The following is a 15210-nucleotide window of genomic DNA, read 5'->3' on the forward strand; positions in this document are numbered from 1 at the left end:
CTTGTTTTTGAATAGTCCAGATTAAATAATCCCCTCGCATTCCCTTCTGTGCCCCAACATCATGATTGAATTTTTGTGCGCTGAGTGAGGATTCGATCCAGCTGATTTGAGAAGCATTGTATGTCTTTTGCATTCAATTTATCTTCTCCGCCTCCAATTATGCCGCCTTCCCTCAGTGTTTGATTTAAATTACGAATGCTTAAATGCTGTTTAATATTATTCAATGAATAGAGCTGACCTCGAGGATTTAAGGCAAAAGCTTCCTTGGCAATCACGAGATCTGCCAGCAGAATATCGGCTGTAATCACCAAATCATTCGCTTTGACCTGTGAAATGATGTATTGATCGGCTCTATCACAGCCTGATTCCACCTTGATGCTTTTTATAAACTCTGAAGATGGTATTTGAGCAAAATGATTAGCTACAATAATTACCAATACAGACCGTTTTACGGCTGCCCGGAATAAAACAGTTTTAATGGCCTTGGGACAGGCATCACCATCTATCCAAATAGTCATAGTCGCACTCAATTAAACATGGGTTAAAATTTTCCAAAACTAAATAACCCGGCAAAGATTCAATTGATAAAGCAGGGATTAGTAAGGCTTCTCGTGATTGTCTCATAATTTTTTTATTTTTTTGAGAATAACTGACCTAGAATTACTTTCTTAAAGCTACTTATTGGTTAATGTTAAATTCATGGGGTAATCACTTATTCGACTGAATCCAGCCAGAGCATGAAAGCTGCTTTGGCTGGAAGAGATTAACCTGGCCGATGAGATGATGATTGCACGAAATCCGTAGCAACAGAATTGCTAAATAGTTGAACAGTACTAATCTGAAAAAGCCCGGGAAGTTGATAAAAATTACGAGCTAAAGAAAGAAAATGGTTCAGACTTTCATAACTCTGCTGATGAGCCTGATCAATTAATTGCTGGTTGGCCATAACTGCAAATGAGTAATTTGCAATGCCTTGAGCGTGTTTAATGTATAAAACCATATTGTTGTTGTCTGCATCTTGCGCAAGATAAATTGCACCAATAGGGGCATTAAACATAGCGTTCATAATAGCCTCGGGTTTTTGCAGGTTGAGTACTGCAGTGATCATCGCCGGAGGTATGAAAAATGAGACGGTTTCATCTACAAAAGCCTGGGCATTATTGTTATTGGAATTCGCTACAGGTTTTAAAACCTGCATGGATAAATGGAGTAGCCACTGATTGTCTTGGAGACTAATCGAAAGATTCACTAGTCTGACATTGGTATTATCAATAAATGGCCAATTTAACTGCGGGAAGGCCAAAGCAAGTTCATTATAGTGTTGGCTCAAGAAGGATCTCACTAATAAGCATTGCCTTTGAATTTGAGCCGCCTGGAGGTTTTGCCCAAAAAAGCCGATCGTAACATTCGATTGATTGGTATTGGTTGAATTTTGGCTGTTTTTCACTGCTATACCTAATAACTCCTGAATTCTGCCAAAAATCTGTTGCTTTGCAAAAGAGGCATTGCTTTCGCCTGCCAAGCGCAGGTAGTCTTGTTCCAATGTGGCATAAACTTCCAGATATTGCTTAGGCGAGCGTTCGCGATGGACATCGGCTTCCACAATTAAAGAAAATAATTCCATAGGCCGAGCACCAGTATTTGCAAAAATATACTGCCACTCATCTGTTAGTTGTTCCGGTTTTATTTCTATCGAAGATTGCTTTGCGCAAGCAATTAGAAAATTGATATCCTGCTTAATCTGCTCAGCATTTCCTTGCTGTTGCTTGCTTAATTGCCAATGAAAATAGTGCAAATACTCTTTTTGCTTTTCAGGGTAGCGTTGCAGAATCATTTGTACAGCCGCTGCGAGAACTTCGCGTCTTTTACCTGCATCAACATGGTACAGAGGGAATAGGAATCGTGCATGCGCTTGATCGGCCATTTCAATGTCCAGCTCATTTAATTGCTTTTCACTGGCTAAAATACGGTGAAAATCTTCCACAATGGCGCTCGCCCATACTCGGACGGGAAAAGTCTTTGGCTGAGGGACGCTCGTTAATGGTTTGATTCTCTGTGTTGATGATTTAATCATACTGTTAATTTGCTGGTAGTAATTTTTAATATCCACAGCAATACTCGATTCCCCTTCAGGAACGGTTTGCATCGCTAAAGCATTAGCGTGCTTAAGCAATTCCTGGCTTAACAAGTTTTGCTGAGTCTGATACAGGGTACTCAATGCGTATCCAGGTTGTTCAATACACTGAATCATTTCTTGCTCTATCAAATGGATTAAAAACAAGACTTGTTGCTGCTCATTTCTCAAGGATTCCCTTAGTTCAAACTGTTCTATCATTTTTATTAGCTGCTTAAATTCATTGGCATTGTCTTTAGTCCTGAGAGGATTACGGTTTAAAAACCACATCCATTTTAAGGCCTCTTGCTTTTCTTCTTCACTTCGACACAGGCCTTTTTGCATGATGTTGTTTAATCGATTGCTTAATTCCAAATTGTGGGTGTACTCAGCTTTCAATTCGCCAGGAGAAATATTAACCAGCTGCTGCATCAGGGTTTGATATGCTCCAAAATCCAAATTGTCACATTTAATTTTCAACTTCATGGCTTTGACTTGGATCCCTTCAAGACTAACCCGAAGCTTTTCGTCCTCTGCCAGTAGGGGAGCAATCCTGTCTATGTATTGCAATAGATTTTTGATGCAGGAATAGTTAATTTTAGCCCCAAGATTCACTGAGTCTTCTACCTCTTTTGTTGAATACATCCAATACCGGTAATCGGGGACAACAAGAGGGGCTCTGCTGGGATAAGATGTTTCATCCAGTTGGCTAAGAACAATGCCTGGAACCTGTTGATAATTGGCAAGGCCGACTGCTTGATGATAGGTGTTGCAATGAGTTTCACCTACAAAAGCAAGATATTTGAAGGGCCTCCCGGTGTTAAGTTGCTCATGGCGCAATTTCTCTTTCTCAATCGCTACATGAGCAACATAATTCATCACCAATTGGCGGGTAGTGTTGGAAGGGTTTTCGCTCTTTATTTTATAAGATTGCTCAGTATCAAACAAAACCATACGAAATTTTTTATCTGGATTGGCTAAATTAAATTGCTTAATGGCTGTCACCAAGCTTGTGAAGTTATAAGGGCTTTCAGCTAGGTTGCGATGAAAGTCCTGCAATTCCAGTTTGGTTTTGAGTGGCTCAGGAATTGGTTCATTGTTGTTTGAGTTTAAGTACTCATCCAAAATTTGTGAGCACTCTTCCACCAAAATGTGTTCAAAAAAAATGACGCTGACCCCTTGAGCGGCTATTTCATCCAAATGTTCAATGATGAATCGTTTGGATGATTTAGCCTCGTGATTTTCACCCAATATGACCCCGGGGTAATCCTTAAACACAGTTTGAATCAGTTCTACAGGTGACATATTCGAATGCAGGTGTAAATTGATTGGTTCAGTTGTTGCCGTATGGCGATAACTATATTGCAGTTCGATTGCCAAGCGCTCCAATGCTGAAGTACTCAACTCACTCATATTGGCAATCTGAATTCCTTCTTGGACCAAGGTTTTAAAATCTTTCAAATGAGCAGGGGGAGTGGATGGTTTTGCATGAGCTTGCAAGCGTTGAATAATGGTTTGCAGATGCTGATAATCATCAATAAGCCAGGAATATTGTTTTAATTGTTTCGCATAGGGAAATTGGTCATGATAGTAGGTCTTATCTCGCCCTTTCTTGGCATGATCGATTGCAGTTAGATGATTTTTATCCTCTATACTAACATCTGCACCGTGGGCAAGCAGCAGATCAATGATATCCAATCTCCTGCGTTCTACTGCTTTATTTAAAGCCGTTTGGCCATTGCTTCTTTGAGCGTTTGCATTTACGCCATGTTCCAATAAAAATTGCATGAGATCCAAATACTCAAAATCGCAAGCCAGGAACAGATCGGACTCCGCTGATTCAGTGTGAATCAGATCCTGAATATTAATGCGATTGGCGGCTAGTGCTGTTTGAAATTGCTGAATATTTTTTCCGGTCTTATGATATACATCTAAAAATACACCCATCATTCTACCTATTGCTCAAAAATATCCCTTAACTATAGCAATAAACCATCTAAATGTATGTATTATGCTCAAAAATATAATTTTATTACCACGAAGATCAATATTTGTTTTTAATATACTTAATAGGTGGGGCCTGGTGATTAATAGAGACTAAATAAAACAGGAACTTTTTGAACCATCTGGGATGGGTGCATTTTTGATGCTTCCGTATAGTAAAACCGTAGCCAAGTAAAGCTACGGAAATCTAAAGCGAGGGTTAGGGAGTTGCAAAATGCCAGTCCATTGTTTTGGATAACTCTTCAAGCATAATTTCGCCGCGGATGCTATTTCCTTTAGCATTGACCCGAGGGCTTAACACAACAATTCCTGCTTTTTTAGGTACTACTGCGATGGTATAACCAGAAACGCCACTCTTGGCAGGCATTCCAGTTCTAACCATATGTGTGCCCGTCTCATCATATAAGCCGCAGGTGGCCATAATGGCGAGGGTAATTTTGCAAGTCTCACCTGAAATGATCTGCTCCTGTGTAATGGGATCTCTGCCAAGATTGGCAAGCAAAGTAGGCAGATAAAGCATTTGCTCAAGCATTGCTTCATAGGAGCAAAGAGCAAAATACAAATCAAGCGTTTCATTGACGTCAGCGGCTAAATTGTTGCGGCTTTTAAGTAAATAAGCCAGTGAGCGATTGCGATTACCCGTTCTTTTTTCAGAAGCGAAAACCAGTGGATTAATGCTCAGTTTTTGGTTAAACAGTTTTTGAACCCAAAATTCGAGCCAGGCAAATTGCTGTTCCCCTTTGCCAGGAATGTGGGAGCATAAGGTGATGGCGCCTGCATTGAGCATCGGATTCGATGGTTTAGGGCCAAATTGCTCAAGTCGGGTAATGGAGGCAAAATCATCACCCGAGGGTTCAACTTTTACCCACTGGAACACCTGCTCAAGGCCAAATTCCTCAAGAAGACCTATGAGAGTAATCATCTTGCCAGTACTTTGCAGGGTTACAGGAGCCAAAGAGTCATTGCTGTAGGATAACTGTTCACCATTTAGTGTTTGTACGGCAATGGCGGTAAGATCTTTGTTAACGTTTGCCAGCTCAGGAATGTAGTTGGCCGTCTCGCCATCCTGGTTGAGTTCTGCTTTACTAACCAGTTGTTTTAGAAGATCAATCGTTATGCTGTTTTCGGTCATAGACTGTTCAGGTCTTAAAAAATGGTTTTGCATTATGCTAAATTTAGCACAGTAATACAAATAAAAGGCATGACCGGGAATTATATGAGCAGTGTTCTAAGTTTTTCGCCAATGTTTTCAGCGCGCATTAGACTCTCACCAATTAGAAATGTCTGAATGCCGTGCTCTAACATCAGCCTGACGTCCTCTCTGGTATTAATACCGCTCTCGGTGATGGCGATTTTGCCCTCTGGCAGGTGTTTAACCAGCTCAAGGCTCGTATGGATATCTGTGACAAAGCTGTGCAGGCTGCGGTTGTTAATACCCATTAACGGGGTTGGAAGTTCGATTGCACGTTCCAGTTCTTCTAAAGTATGGCTTTCAACCAGGACAGACATACCCAGTTCAATCGCCTGCCTGCAAAAATCCTTAAGCTGATAATCATCCAGCATGGCTGCAATCAATAGAATGCAATCGGCTCCCAAAGCGCGGCTTTCATCAATTTGATAACCATCAATGATGAAGTCTTTGCGTAATACCGGAAGGCTTGCATGGTTTTTAGCAATGTTGATATAACTAGAGTCACCTTGGAAAAAATCTTTATCTGTAAGCACCGATAGGCAACTCGCACCTGCTTCCTCATAGATTTTGGCGATAGCAGCGACATCGAAATCTGCACGAATCAAACCTTTACTGGGTGATGCCTTTTTTATTTCCGCTATAATTGAGGGTTTTTTGGTCAATAATCCGGCAAGAAAATCTCTCGGGGGAGAAGCTTCATCTAATTGAATGGAGGGGTGGCGCTGTTTTGCTTCGGCTACTTCTTGTTTTTTTCGTTCTGCTATTTTGTCGAGGATACTCATTGACCGGCCCTTTGGGTTAGTTCTTTAAGATGCTTAAATCGCTTGGCTGCCTCGCCACTGTCAATCGCTTGCTTTGCTTGTTCGAGCGCCTGCTCAAATGCTAATTGATCATTCGCGCAATATAAAGCCGTTGCTGCATTTAATAAAACGATATTGCGGGCGGGGCCTTTTTCTCCATTTAGAACTTGTTCGGCTAAAAAAAGGCTTTGGGCGGGTGAATCCACGATAATGGCATTAAGATTCTCACTAAAACAGTCATACGATTTAGGGTTAATTTGCCAGGAGTTAAATTCGCCGCCTCGGTATTCGATTACATCCGTTAGGGCTGAAATACTCACCTCATCAAGGCCGTCCTGTGAATTGATGACGAGCGAACGCTCACTTCCCAAATTCGCCAAAACCTTAGCCAGAGGCTCTAGCCAGCGCGATTGAAAGACGCCAACCACCTGTCTTTTTACGCCAGCCGGATTGATCAATGGCCCAAGGAGATTAAACAGTGTACGAATGCCCAGTTGCTGCCTGGCATTGCGGGCATGCTGCATCGCCCGGTGGAAATGAGGGGCAAATAAAAAACTTAAACCGCATTCCTGCATGCACAGTTGAAGTGCCTCATCACTCAATTCGATTTGAAAACCGGCGTGTGAGAGGAGATCGGCACTACCACTTTTGCTCGACACAGAGCGATTCCCATGCTTGGCTACTTTAACTCCAGCGGCCGCAACGACAAAACTGCTGATCGTGGAGACGTTGAAGGTATTCTTACCATCGCCACCGGTGCCTACGATATCAATTAAACCGTCACCCAATTCAATGACATGAGCGAGTTCCAGCATGACTGTAGCTGCGGATGTTAATTCTTCTACAGTCTCGCCTTTCATGCGCATGAGGCTAAGAAAGCTTGCAATCTGTACATCGCTCAATTCACCTCTCATGCAGGCGCGCATAAAGGATTGCATTTCCTCAACATTAAGGTCCTGATGAGCGATTAATTTTTCAAAAAACGGTTTGATGTTCATGCTCTAAAAAATTCTTTAATAATTCAAATCCATACTCACTCAGAATGGCTTCCGGATGGAATTGTAGACCATAAAGGGGATATTGACGATGGGAAATTGCCATTATGTGATCATCTGCCCAGGCGTCAACTGACAGGCAGCTTGGAAGGGTGGGCGGATCTATCATGAGTGAGTGATAGCGTGTGGCTTGAAAAGGACTTGGTAGGCCCCGAAATAACCCGCGTTTGTGATGTTCAATGGCAGAGGTCTTGCCATGCATGATGGTCGATGCTTTAACCACTGAGGCACCAAAAAAATGCCCGAGGCATTGATGTCCAAGGCAAATTCCCAAAATTGGCAACCGCTTGTAAAAATGCTCCAAGACGGCTAAAGAAATTCCGGCATCTTTCGGGCCTTTTGGGCCTGGGGAGATGACAATGTATTCAGGTGATAATTGCTCAATTGCTTCAAGGAGGATGCCATCGTTTGCATACACCAATACTTCTTGCCCGAGGCATTGAAAATACTGTACCAAATTGTAGGTAAATGAATCGTAATTATCAATGACAAGCAACATGGCAAATGGATCCAATGGTGAAGGTTAAGCTTTATGCTGCATTTTATCATAGGGAATGGATGGATTAGAGATTTGCGTTAAGCATCATTAGGTTTTTTTGGTTATACTGCTTATGGCTTGAATTTGTTGTGCACTTGAAAGGATAATACAGCAAAATTATTCAATTGATTAAGAGTATGGTTTTAAAAATTTTTCCTGCAGGAGAAGATCGGAATTTTACCACAGTTTATGTTCAAGATTCCGATGAATTAAATTCTCAAGATGAGGGGAGTATTGTCTTATTTCAGGAGACTCTGAAACAGAGCAAGGCACCGGTTGAAATTGAGATTAAGTCACTCGGACAATCCCTGATGAAAGCTCTTTTTAAAGAGGTAAAAAAAAGTCAGCGTGTTAGGAACATCAAGTTAAATTTTGGTTTGAATGGTGTTAATGAATTAAACCAGGCCCTCATAGAGCTCAGCCAAGTTCTACTTTTGCCAACCTGTTCAATCGAATCCCTTGAGATTTCGATTTTACCCAAAACAGATTTGCAGCCTTTGGTGCAAGCGTTAAAGCAAAATAATTCCCTCAACAGTTTAAGATTAGCGACTTTTGAATTTCTTGCCCTTGGGATAGATCATTTATCGGGTCTACTTGAGGTGCTGGCCCAAGGGAATAATAAGGGCGCCTTAACCGTTAAAAATGCAATTACAACCCTGCATCTTATCAATTTTAGTGTAGAACCTTCTAAAGATTCATTCCGTCTATTGATGGAAACAATGAAAAAACTTGAATGTTTTGTTTTTATTGCCAGTCGATTTTTCCCACGACCTTTACTCAGTCAACTAAAAGATTGCCAAAGATTGTCTTCGCTGACCCTGGGAGGATTGGATTTTTGCGAAAACCCGGAACCGTTTAGAGAATTGGGACGCAACTTGCCGGCATACCTTGAGAGGCTTGTGTTATCTTCGCATCACATTAATGCATCCGTGGGTAGGGTAACGACCTCTCTGTATGAAGGGGCAATAGCATTGTTGGAGAATTGCAGTCCAGAGGCTTCTTTTCATCTTATTGTGAAAGAGCTATTTAATTACCCTATGCCTGAGTCTAGTAAGTTAGAGAGAATTAGAGAATTGCTCAAAAATAAAAAAATTGCTTTAAGTTCCCTATACCTGACCTACCCACCTGTTGAAGCGCTTAACCAACAGGCTTTGTTACTAACCGCTTTAGCAGAGATTAAAAGAAACCAGTTCTACAAAAAAAATGCAGGTTTGCATCAACCTACAGCTTGTCATTCCGATGAGAAAGTAGATGAAAATATGCCTCTGGAACAATTAGAATCACTCTTAATAAGCCGCATAGAAGGGATATCTTGTTCGCCTTGTCCTTCGGAGGAGGAGTCGGCTCTATTTAGCTATAAAACAGAAGCCAGGGATCGATTCTTTCCAAGGCCTTCCCATTTATTGGAGAATGAAGAAAAGCAAAAGGAAAACAGTAATAAATTTTTTCTTTAAACTGTAAAGCAAGGTCTGCACCTTGCTTTCATCTATTGTGTAATTCAATGAAAGGAAATGATGTGAAAATTTCAATTACTAAACGCGGTGATGATGCAAATTTGAAACTTAATTTTTTTAAGCAATTCTGTTCTAAATTTTCAAGCAGGGGCAAAATAAGCAATTACAGCGATAAGAGCATCACTAATGTTTCCCGGCATAATTTTAGATTCATAGGCAATCAATTCATCACGGCAGAAGAAGCCTCAGCGATGATGAAAACCAGCTTATCCCTTGAATTCAAACCACATGCTACTGAAGATGGTTCAAGACTGGAGGATGAAATAAATCAGTTTTTGCAACAACATTATGGACTTAATCCCGAAGAATATACTCTAGAGAACTCTTCTTCTCATGAGCGCGAGTTTGAATTACAGTTCTAGATCTTACTTTGAAGCGCCAGAGGTTTAATTGAGAGGCTTGCCAGAGATTAGCAAAGCCTCTGATTTATCCTTCATTCTATGCTGTTTTAGGAATGGCCGGGTTATAAAGAAAACTCTTCGCCTAAATAAACAGCTCGAACTTGCTGGTTGGAGAGAATGGTTTCTGACGTCCCTTCGCACAATATTTTCCCTTGGCTCACAATGTAGGCGCGATCGCAAATGTCTAAAGTTTCACGCACATTGTGATCAGTAATTAAAACACCAATGCCTTTGTCGCAAAGGTGAATAATAATTTTTTTAATGTCTAATACTGAAATCGGATCAACCCCGGCGAAGGGTTCGTCTAATAAAATAAAATCAGGCTCAATGGCCAGGGCGCGTGCAATTTCAACCCGGCGGCGCTCACCGCCTGAAAGACTCATTCCCAGGCTATTGGCAATGTGGGATATATGAAATTCCTGCAGCAATTCCTGAAGTTTACTGTCTCTGCCTTTGTCGTCTAAGTCTTTTCTTAATTGCAAGATGGATAGAATATTATTGGCCACAGTCATTTTACGAAATACCGATGCTTCTTGCGGCAGGTAACCAATACCTAATCGAGCCCTTTGATGCATAGGCGCTTTGGTGATGTCTTTGTCATTTAAAATAATCTGCCCTTTATCGCAAGATTGAAGTCCGACAATCATGTAGAAACAAGTGGTTTTTCCTGCTCCATTCGGACCCAGGAGACCGACACACTCTCCTCGATTGATATGAATGCTAACGTCATTGACTACGGTGCGGGTTTTAAATGATTTTTTTAAATTGTTTGCTGACAACAAGCTCATGTTTTTTTCTCGGGATGAATGATGATTTTTGTACGGTTCCGACCATCCCCTTTCGAGATAACTTGTTGTTTTTCTATATCATAACTGATTTTTGGACCTGAAAAAGAATTGTCGCCCTGGCTAACTTTGGCATTGCCAATTAGCTCCACCAAGTGGCGATCCGGGTAATATCGAATCATGTCGGCGTATGCGTGTAGTGGAGGTTTGTCCAAAGCAGTCGTTACCCAATAATGCGCTTGAGCAGTTTCATCCCCCATAGCAATGGCTAAACTTAATTTATTTTGGGCATTGCCTTCCGTAATGGCTTTAGCCGCTCTTAAATGGGTTGTTCCTTGATCAAAACTGACATTGCCCTGGTATACGCCACGATGGTTTTGCTGATTTAAATCAGCAGTATCGGCAGATAACTCAGCTACTTTTTCGCGATCATCCGGTAAAGCAAAACTATTCAAGCTTATTCCCAATAAAAGAATAAGCAAAAAGCTGATTAGATTAACCTTGTTTGGGTTCATAGGTTGCGTGGGCTCTGCTTAATAGTTGAACTTTCTTCTCGGCCAAATAAGCTTTCATGCCGTTTGATTTTACCACCGTACCCGGTTGCTCAAACAGAACGGCTAAATCGCTTGTGGCCAGCTTTTCCTTAGGGAAGTATAACAGTTCTTCTGTTTTCATTGTACTTTCCTGGGTGTGTTCGCTCTGGTTCTGGTGAACTATAACCTGATGACGAAAAATAATCCTATCCCCACCGTGGATGGATTTGGCGTATTTGGAGCTAATTTCCCAAGCGGGTTGCCCCGGTTGGACGATTAAAATATTTGGACTTTTAAACAGGTTGGTGTTATCAGCAGGAATATGTTTCATTTCGGGAGAATGCAGATAATTGATAAGCTTACCTTCTTCATCAAATCGACGCACAACAAGATTCGTTACGATGGTGTCTGGAGATTGCGAGAGCGCTTGGTCATTCAGTTGCACAAGATTGTTTGAGCTTGCAAAATACCATCCAGAGCAAGCCAGGACAATTAAGGTGCTGAATAACCAAAAAGCTTGCTTTGCAGCATTCATGAGGCAAGATACCTTGTAAGGGCAATCTCCTGTTTGCCTTGTGCTTTTAAAATGAGCTCGCAGACTTCGCGCACAGCCCCCCGCCCGCCGCATCCTTCAGTTTGCCAAAAGGCGAATTCCTTAACTTGTTCCACGGCATTTGCTACGGCAATTCCCAAGCCTACTTTTTGAATAATCGGTAAATCGGGTAAATCGTCTCCAACGTAAGCAAATTCGTCGTATTCAAAACCAAGGGTTTCTTTCAGTTTTTCAAACGCGTTGCGTTTGTCCACCTGGCCGGTAAAATAATGACTAATGCCAAGTTGTTTCATGCGGTGATCAATAACTGCATTAACCGCAGTGGTAATGACAGCAACCTGGATGTCAGCTGCCATGAGCAATTTTAAACCCATGCCATCCTGGACATGGAAAGTTTTAAGTTCATTGCCGTAATTATCAATGTAAAGAAGGCCGTCGGTAAGAACCCCGTCGACATCGCAAACAAGGCATTTAATTTTTTGAGCTTTTTTAATCAATTCATTCATAGTTATCTCTAAAAAACACCAGCACGAAGCAGGTCATGTAAATGGACAACGGCGATGGGTTTGTTCTCATCATCAACTACCACAAGCGAGGTGATGCTATGCTTTTGCATAATCGTTAGTGCTTCGGCAGCTAGTAATCCTTTTTTAATGGTCTTGCAGTTTCGACCCATGACTGCTGAAAGAGAAGTAGTATTAATATCATAATTCTGATTAAGAGTCCTTCGAACATCACCGTCGGTATAGACCCCTACAAGATAGCCTTTTTCATTAATCACGCAAGTCATGCCTAATTTTTTTGCGGTCACCTCAATCAAGGCTTCGCGGATGGTTGCCTGTTCAAGCACAACGGGTAATTCATCCCCCTCGTGACATAACTCATCAATACGCAGTAAAAGCCTTCTGCCCAAAGCCCCACCAGGATGAGCCAAAGCAAAGTCTTCAGCGCTAAAGCCTCTAGCTTGCAACAGGGCAATGGCCAAAGCATCACCCATTACCAGAGAAACCGTAGTACTGGTGGTGGGGGCAAGGCCTAAAGGACATGCTTCCTGATGAACACTAACATCCAAGTTCACATCGGCTGATTTGGCAATGGTGGATTCAGCGTTGCCGGTTAACGTAATCAGAGGGACTTCAAGTCTTTTTAACAAGGGGAGCAGGGTAACAATTTCATTGGTAAAGCCAGAGTTTGAAATGGCAATCACGCTATCTTGCCTTGTAATCATCCCCAAGTCACCGTGGCTGGCTTCACCAGGATGCATGAAGAAAGCCGGTGTTCCGGTGCTGGAAAGAGTGGCAGCAATTTTATTGCCAATATGGCCGGATTTGCCCATACCCGTCACCACAACCCGTCCTTTGCAATCTAATAATAATTCACAGGCTTTTTCAAAGCGCTCGTCGATTCGCTGGGTTAAATTAAATACCGCTTGAGCTTCGGTTTCGATGACGGCAAGGCCTAGTTTGCAAAAATTCATTCTCTAAGTATGATCTTTGACTGGTGGCAAAGTGTAACACAGTAATTGATGCCTTGACAGTCAGAGGGAATTCGACCATTGAAGCAAAAATTGCCAGTCCTTATAAATTCAGCTTTTTATTCGCAAAAACCTTAATATCAAGTGTATAATCTTTTTTTTCCCTTCATCCGGAATAAGAATAATGCAAGATAATCTGGTGGAAATTACTAATCTTAGTTTTTCAAGAGGTGATCGTGCCATTTTTAATGCTATTGATATGGTGATGGAGCGCGGTAAAATCACAGCAATTATGGGACCAAGTGGCAGCGGGAAGACTACTCTGTTGCGTTTGATTGGAGCCCAGCTGTATCCGCATGAAGGCAAAATATTAGTCAATGCTACCAATATCCATCAGTTGTCGAACAAGGAACTTTATCTCGCTCGCCGTAAAATGGGCCTGCTGTTTCAAAGCAGTGCCTTGTTTACCCATTTATCGGTATTTGAAAACGTTGCGTTTCCTTTACGCGAACATACGGATTTAAACGAATCCATGCTGCGAGACATCGTCTTGATGAAGTTGGAAGCGGTGGGCCTTCGAGGAGCTGCCCATTTGATGCCTGATGAATTGTCTGGCGGAATGGCCAGGCGTGTGGCACTGGCGAGGACCATTGCCCTGGATCCTGAGTTGATGATGTATGATGAACCATTTACTGGGCAAGATCCCATTTCCATGGGTGTTTTAGTTCGTTTAATCAAACGATTGAATCAACTGTTACAAACTACGACCATTATTGTGTCCCATGATGTGGAAGAGACTTGTTCGATTGCAGATTACATTTATCTCATTGCTGAAGGGAAAATCATTGGACATGGCACGCCTCTTGAATTAAAAAAATCAACTCAACCTCAAGTTAAACAATTTATGCATGGGGAAGCGGATGGCGCTGTGCCGTTTCATTATCCTGCTCGCCCATATACAGAGGAGTTACTCGATGCTTGAAGGCTTCGCACGGCTGGGGCAGCGTAGTGTTAATAATATACAAGTACTTGGCAATTCAGGGTTTTTTTTATTAAGAATGTTTTTCAGAAACCCTGATTTAGCGAGATTATGGCCTTCTTTAAGAAGGCAGCTTTATTTCGTGGGCGTATTGTCTTGCCTGATTATAGTGGTCTCCGCCTTATTTGTAGGGATGGTGATTGGTTTGCAAGGGTATAATACCCTGCAAAAATTTGGCGCCAGCAGTCAACTGGGGCAACTTTTGGCTTTAAGCATTACAAGAGAATTAGGGCCAGTCATCAGTGCGCTTTTGTTTGCTGGTCGAGCTGGTTCAGCATTAACTGCTGAAATTGGGTTGATGAAAGCCACCGAGCAATTGGCCAGTATGGATATGATGGGTGTAGACCCTCTCGGTCGGGTAATTTACCCGCGCTTTTTGGCAGGACTCATTTCCTTGCCTCTGCTCGCTTTAATTTTTACTACCGTGGCTATTTACGGAGGTTATTTTGTCGGCGTGGATTGGTTAGGGGTTGATGCTGGAAGTTTTTGGTCTAATATGCAGGCCTCAATTAACTTTCGCCTAGATATTTTAAGCGGCATTATAAAGAGCGTAGTATTTGCTTTTGTTGTTGTATGGATAGCTGTATTTCAAGGCTTTAGTTGTATTCCTACCGCGGAAGGCATAAGTCAGGCAACCACTCGCACTGTAGTTTATTCGTCCTTGGCAGTGCTTGGTCTTGATTTTATTTTGACGGCGATGATGATCGGAGGTTGGTAAATGAATAATCAGAGGCAGCGTTATATAGACATAAGCGTAGGAATTTTTATGGCGCTAGGCTTATTTGCCTTACTTATTCTGGTGATGAAGGTGAGCGGGTTAACGACCCTGGTTTCACAAAAAGGTTATTCCGTAACAGCTGAGTTTACGGATATTGGTGGATTAAGGGTCAGGGCTCCGGTAACGGTGGCTGGTGTTAAAATTGGTGAAGTCACCAACATTGAACTACAGCCAGGTGAATTAAATGCCAAAGTAACCATGCGGCTACGCAACGATAAACCCATTCCTTTTGAAGATGCTTCAGCCCGCATTTTGACTGAAGGCTTAATTGGCTCCAACTACGTGAGCATTGTCCCGGGTTTTGAGGATGAAAATCACGAACATCCTTATTTACGTGATGGTGATGTTATTGCTAAGACACAAGAGGCTGTGATTTTGGAAAATTTAATTGGTCAACTTTTATTTAATATTAATAAAAAATAAGGTGAATT

The 15210-nt window shown here is 41.9% G+C and carries 16 protein-coding genes; 5 read left to right on the top strand and 11 right to left on the bottom strand.

Annotation, left to right across the window (positions count from 1 at the left end; all coding sequences use genetic code 11):
* Positions 1 to 59: 59 nt before the first annotated feature.
* The 6 genes from EL203_RS05065 to EL203_RS05090 all read right to left on the bottom strand — a co-directional run bounded on the left by EL203_RS05065 (position 60) and on the right by EL203_RS05090 (position 7663).
* Entirely contained in the window at positions 60 to 518 is a 459-nt protein-coding gene (locus EL203_RS05065) for a YaiI/YqxD family protein (protein ID WP_058470208.1), read from the bottom strand.
* A gap of 245 nt (positions 519 to 763) precedes the next feature.
* Positions 764 to 4060: an ankyrin repeat domain-containing protein gene (locus EL203_RS05070; protein WP_058470207.1), complete on the bottom strand. Its 3297-nt coding sequence runs from the start codon at positions 4058 to 4060 to the stop codon at positions 764 to 766.
* 256 nt (positions 4061 to 4316) lie between these two features.
* Positions 4317 to 5249, bottom strand: a complete 933-nt coding sequence (gene glsA / locus EL203_RS05075; protein WP_058472151.1) for a glutaminase A — start codon at positions 5247 to 5249, stop codon at positions 4317 to 4319.
* Between the two features lie 80 nt (positions 5250 to 5329).
* Positions 5330 to 6091, bottom strand: a complete 762-nt coding sequence (gene trpC / locus EL203_RS05080; protein ID WP_058470206.1) for an indole-3-glycerol phosphate synthase TrpC — start codon at positions 6089 to 6091, stop codon at positions 5330 to 5332.
* The gene (trpD, locus tag EL203_RS05085; protein WP_058470205.1) at positions 6088 to 7107 is read right to left on the bottom strand and encodes an anthranilate phosphoribosyltransferase; all 1020 of its coding nucleotides are present in this window, start codon (positions 7105 to 7107) and stop codon (positions 6088 to 6090) included. The genes trpC and trpD overlap by 4 nt, the downstream gene beginning before the upstream one ends.
* Entirely contained in the window at positions 7085 to 7663 is a 579-nt protein-coding gene (locus EL203_RS05090; protein WP_058470204.1) for an anthranilate synthase component II, read from the bottom strand. The genes trpD and EL203_RS05090 overlap by 23 nt, the downstream gene beginning before the upstream one ends.
* Before the next feature lie 176 nt (positions 7664 to 7839).
* Between EL203_RS05090 and EL203_RS05095 the strand changes: the two genes are divergently transcribed.
* Both EL203_RS05095 and EL203_RS05100 read left to right on the top strand, forming a co-directional pair.
* Positions 7840 to 9156 (top strand): hypothetical protein, encoded by a 1317-nt coding sequence (locus EL203_RS05095; protein ID WP_058470203.1) that lies wholly within the window; start codon positions 7840 to 7842, stop codon positions 9154 to 9156.
* 62 nt (positions 9157 to 9218) lie between these two features.
* Positions 9219 to 9578 carry a hypothetical protein gene (locus EL203_RS05100; RefSeq protein ID WP_126320094.1) on the top strand — a complete coding sequence of 120 codons (360 nt, stop codon included), beginning with the start codon at positions 9219 to 9221 and terminating at the stop codon, positions 9576 to 9578.
* Positions 9579 to 9679: 101 nt separating this feature from the next.
* On the opposite strand, the gene lptB is transcribed toward EL203_RS05100, so the two are convergent.
* The 5 genes from lptB to EL203_RS05125 are packed head-to-tail and all read right to left on the bottom strand — an operon-like array spanning position 9680 to position 12965.
* Positions 9680 to 10405 carry an LPS export ABC transporter ATP-binding protein gene (lptB, locus tag EL203_RS05105; protein ID WP_058470201.1) on the bottom strand — a complete coding sequence of 242 codons (726 nt, stop codon included), beginning with the start codon at positions 10403 to 10405 and terminating at the stop codon, positions 9680 to 9682.
* Positions 10402 to 10917, bottom strand: a complete 516-nt coding sequence (gene lptA / locus EL203_RS05110) for a lipopolysaccharide transport periplasmic protein LptA (protein ID WP_058470200.1) — start codon at positions 10915 to 10917, stop codon at positions 10402 to 10404. The genes lptB and lptA overlap by 4 nt, the downstream gene beginning before the upstream one ends.
* A complete protein-coding gene (gene lptC, locus EL203_RS05115; RefSeq protein ID WP_058470199.1) occupies positions 10898 to 11470 on the bottom strand; it encodes an LPS export ABC transporter periplasmic protein LptC in 573 nt (190 codons plus the stop codon). The genes lptA and lptC overlap by 20 nt, the downstream gene beginning before the upstream one ends.
* Positions 11467 to 11994 carry a KdsC family phosphatase gene (locus tag EL203_RS05120; protein ID WP_058470198.1) on the bottom strand — a complete coding sequence of 176 codons (528 nt, stop codon included), beginning with the start codon at positions 11992 to 11994 and terminating at the stop codon, positions 11467 to 11469. The genes lptC and EL203_RS05120 overlap by 4 nt, the downstream gene beginning before the upstream one ends.
* Positions 11995 to 12002: 8 nt before the next feature.
* Positions 12003 to 12965 carry a KpsF/GutQ family sugar-phosphate isomerase gene (locus EL203_RS05125; RefSeq protein WP_058470197.1) on the bottom strand — a complete coding sequence of 321 codons (963 nt, stop codon included), beginning with the start codon at positions 12963 to 12965 and terminating at the stop codon, positions 12003 to 12005.
* A 181-nt stretch (positions 12966 to 13146) separates the two neighbouring features.
* On the opposite strand from EL203_RS05125, the gene EL203_RS05130 reads away from it, so the two are divergent.
* Genes EL203_RS05130 through mlaD form a run of 3 tightly spaced genes read left to right on the top strand, consistent with a single transcriptional unit; the run spans position 13147 to position 15202 of the window.
* Complete coding sequence (locus tag EL203_RS05130; RefSeq protein ID WP_058470196.1) at positions 13147 to 13944, top strand: ATP-binding cassette domain-containing protein; 798 nt, start codon at positions 13147 to 13149, stop codon at positions 13942 to 13944.
* The gene (gene mlaE / locus EL203_RS05135) at positions 13937 to 14719 is read left to right on the top strand and encodes a lipid asymmetry maintenance ABC transporter permease subunit MlaE (RefSeq protein WP_058470195.1); all 783 of its coding nucleotides are present in this window, start codon (positions 13937 to 13939) and stop codon (positions 14717 to 14719) included. Before EL203_RS05130 ends, mlaE begins: the two co-directional genes overlap by 8 nt.
* On the top strand, positions 14720 to 15202 hold the full coding sequence (gene mlaD, locus EL203_RS05140; protein ID WP_058470194.1) for an outer membrane lipid asymmetry maintenance protein MlaD: 483 nt from the start codon (positions 14720 to 14722) through the stop codon (positions 15200 to 15202).
* Positions 15203 to 15210 lie beyond the last annotated feature (8 nt).

Origin of the sequence: Legionella jordanis (assembly GCF_900637635.1) — a bacterium.
GTDB lineage: Bacteria > Pseudomonadota > Gammaproteobacteria > Legionellales > Legionellaceae > Tatlockia > Tatlockia jordanis.

Coding starts and splice junctions, on each gene's coding strand:
- EL203_RS05120 (WP_058470198.1), bottom strand. CDS start 11,994: ATGAATGAATTGATTAAAAAAGCTCAAAAAATTAAATGCCTTGTTTGC.
- EL203_RS05070 (WP_058470207.1), bottom strand. CDS start 4,060: ATGGGTGTATTTTTAGATGTATATCATAAGACCGGAAAAAATATTCAG.
- EL203_RS05090 (WP_058470204.1), bottom strand. CDS start 7,663: ATGTTGCTTGTCATTGATAATTACGATTCATTTACCTACAATTTGGTA.
- mlaD (WP_058470194.1), top strand. CDS start 14,720: ATGAATAATCAGAGGCAGCGTTATATAGACATAAGCGTAGGAATTTTT.
- mlaE (WP_058470195.1), top strand. CDS start 13,937: ATGCTTGAAGGCTTCGCACGGCTGGGGCAGCGTAGTGTTAATAATATA.
- trpC (WP_058470206.1), bottom strand. CDS start 6,091: ATGAGTATCCTCGACAAAATAGCAGAACGAAAAAAACAAGAAGTAGCC.
- lptB (WP_058470201.1), bottom strand. CDS start 10,405: ATGAGCTTGTTGTCAGCAAACAATTTAAAAAAATCATTTAAAACCCGC.
- glsA (WP_058472151.1), bottom strand. CDS start 5,249: ATGACCGAAAACAGCATAACGATTGATCTTCTAAAACAACTGGTTAGT.
- lptA (WP_058470200.1), bottom strand. CDS start 10,917: ATGAACCCAAACAAGGTTAATCTAATCAGCTTTTTGCTTATTCTTTTA.
- EL203_RS05130 (WP_058470196.1), top strand. CDS start 13,147: ATGCAAGATAATCTGGTGGAAATTACTAATCTTAGTTTTTCAAGAGGT.
- lptC (WP_058470199.1), bottom strand. CDS start 11,470: ATGAATGCTGCAAAGCAAGCTTTTTGGTTATTCAGCACCTTAATTGTC.
- trpD (WP_058470205.1), bottom strand. CDS start 7,107: ATGAACATCAAACCGTTTTTTGAAAAATTAATCGCTCATCAGGACCTT.
- EL203_RS05065 (WP_058470208.1), bottom strand. CDS start 518: ATGACTATTTGGATAGATGGTGATGCCTGTCCCAAGGCCATTAAAACT.
- EL203_RS05095 (WP_058470203.1), top strand. CDS start 7,840: ATGGTTTTAAAAATTTTTCCTGCAGGAGAAGATCGGAATTTTACCACA.
- EL203_RS05125 (WP_058470197.1), bottom strand. CDS start 12,965: ATGAATTTTTGCAAACTAGGCCTTGCCGTCATCGAAACCGAAGCTCAA.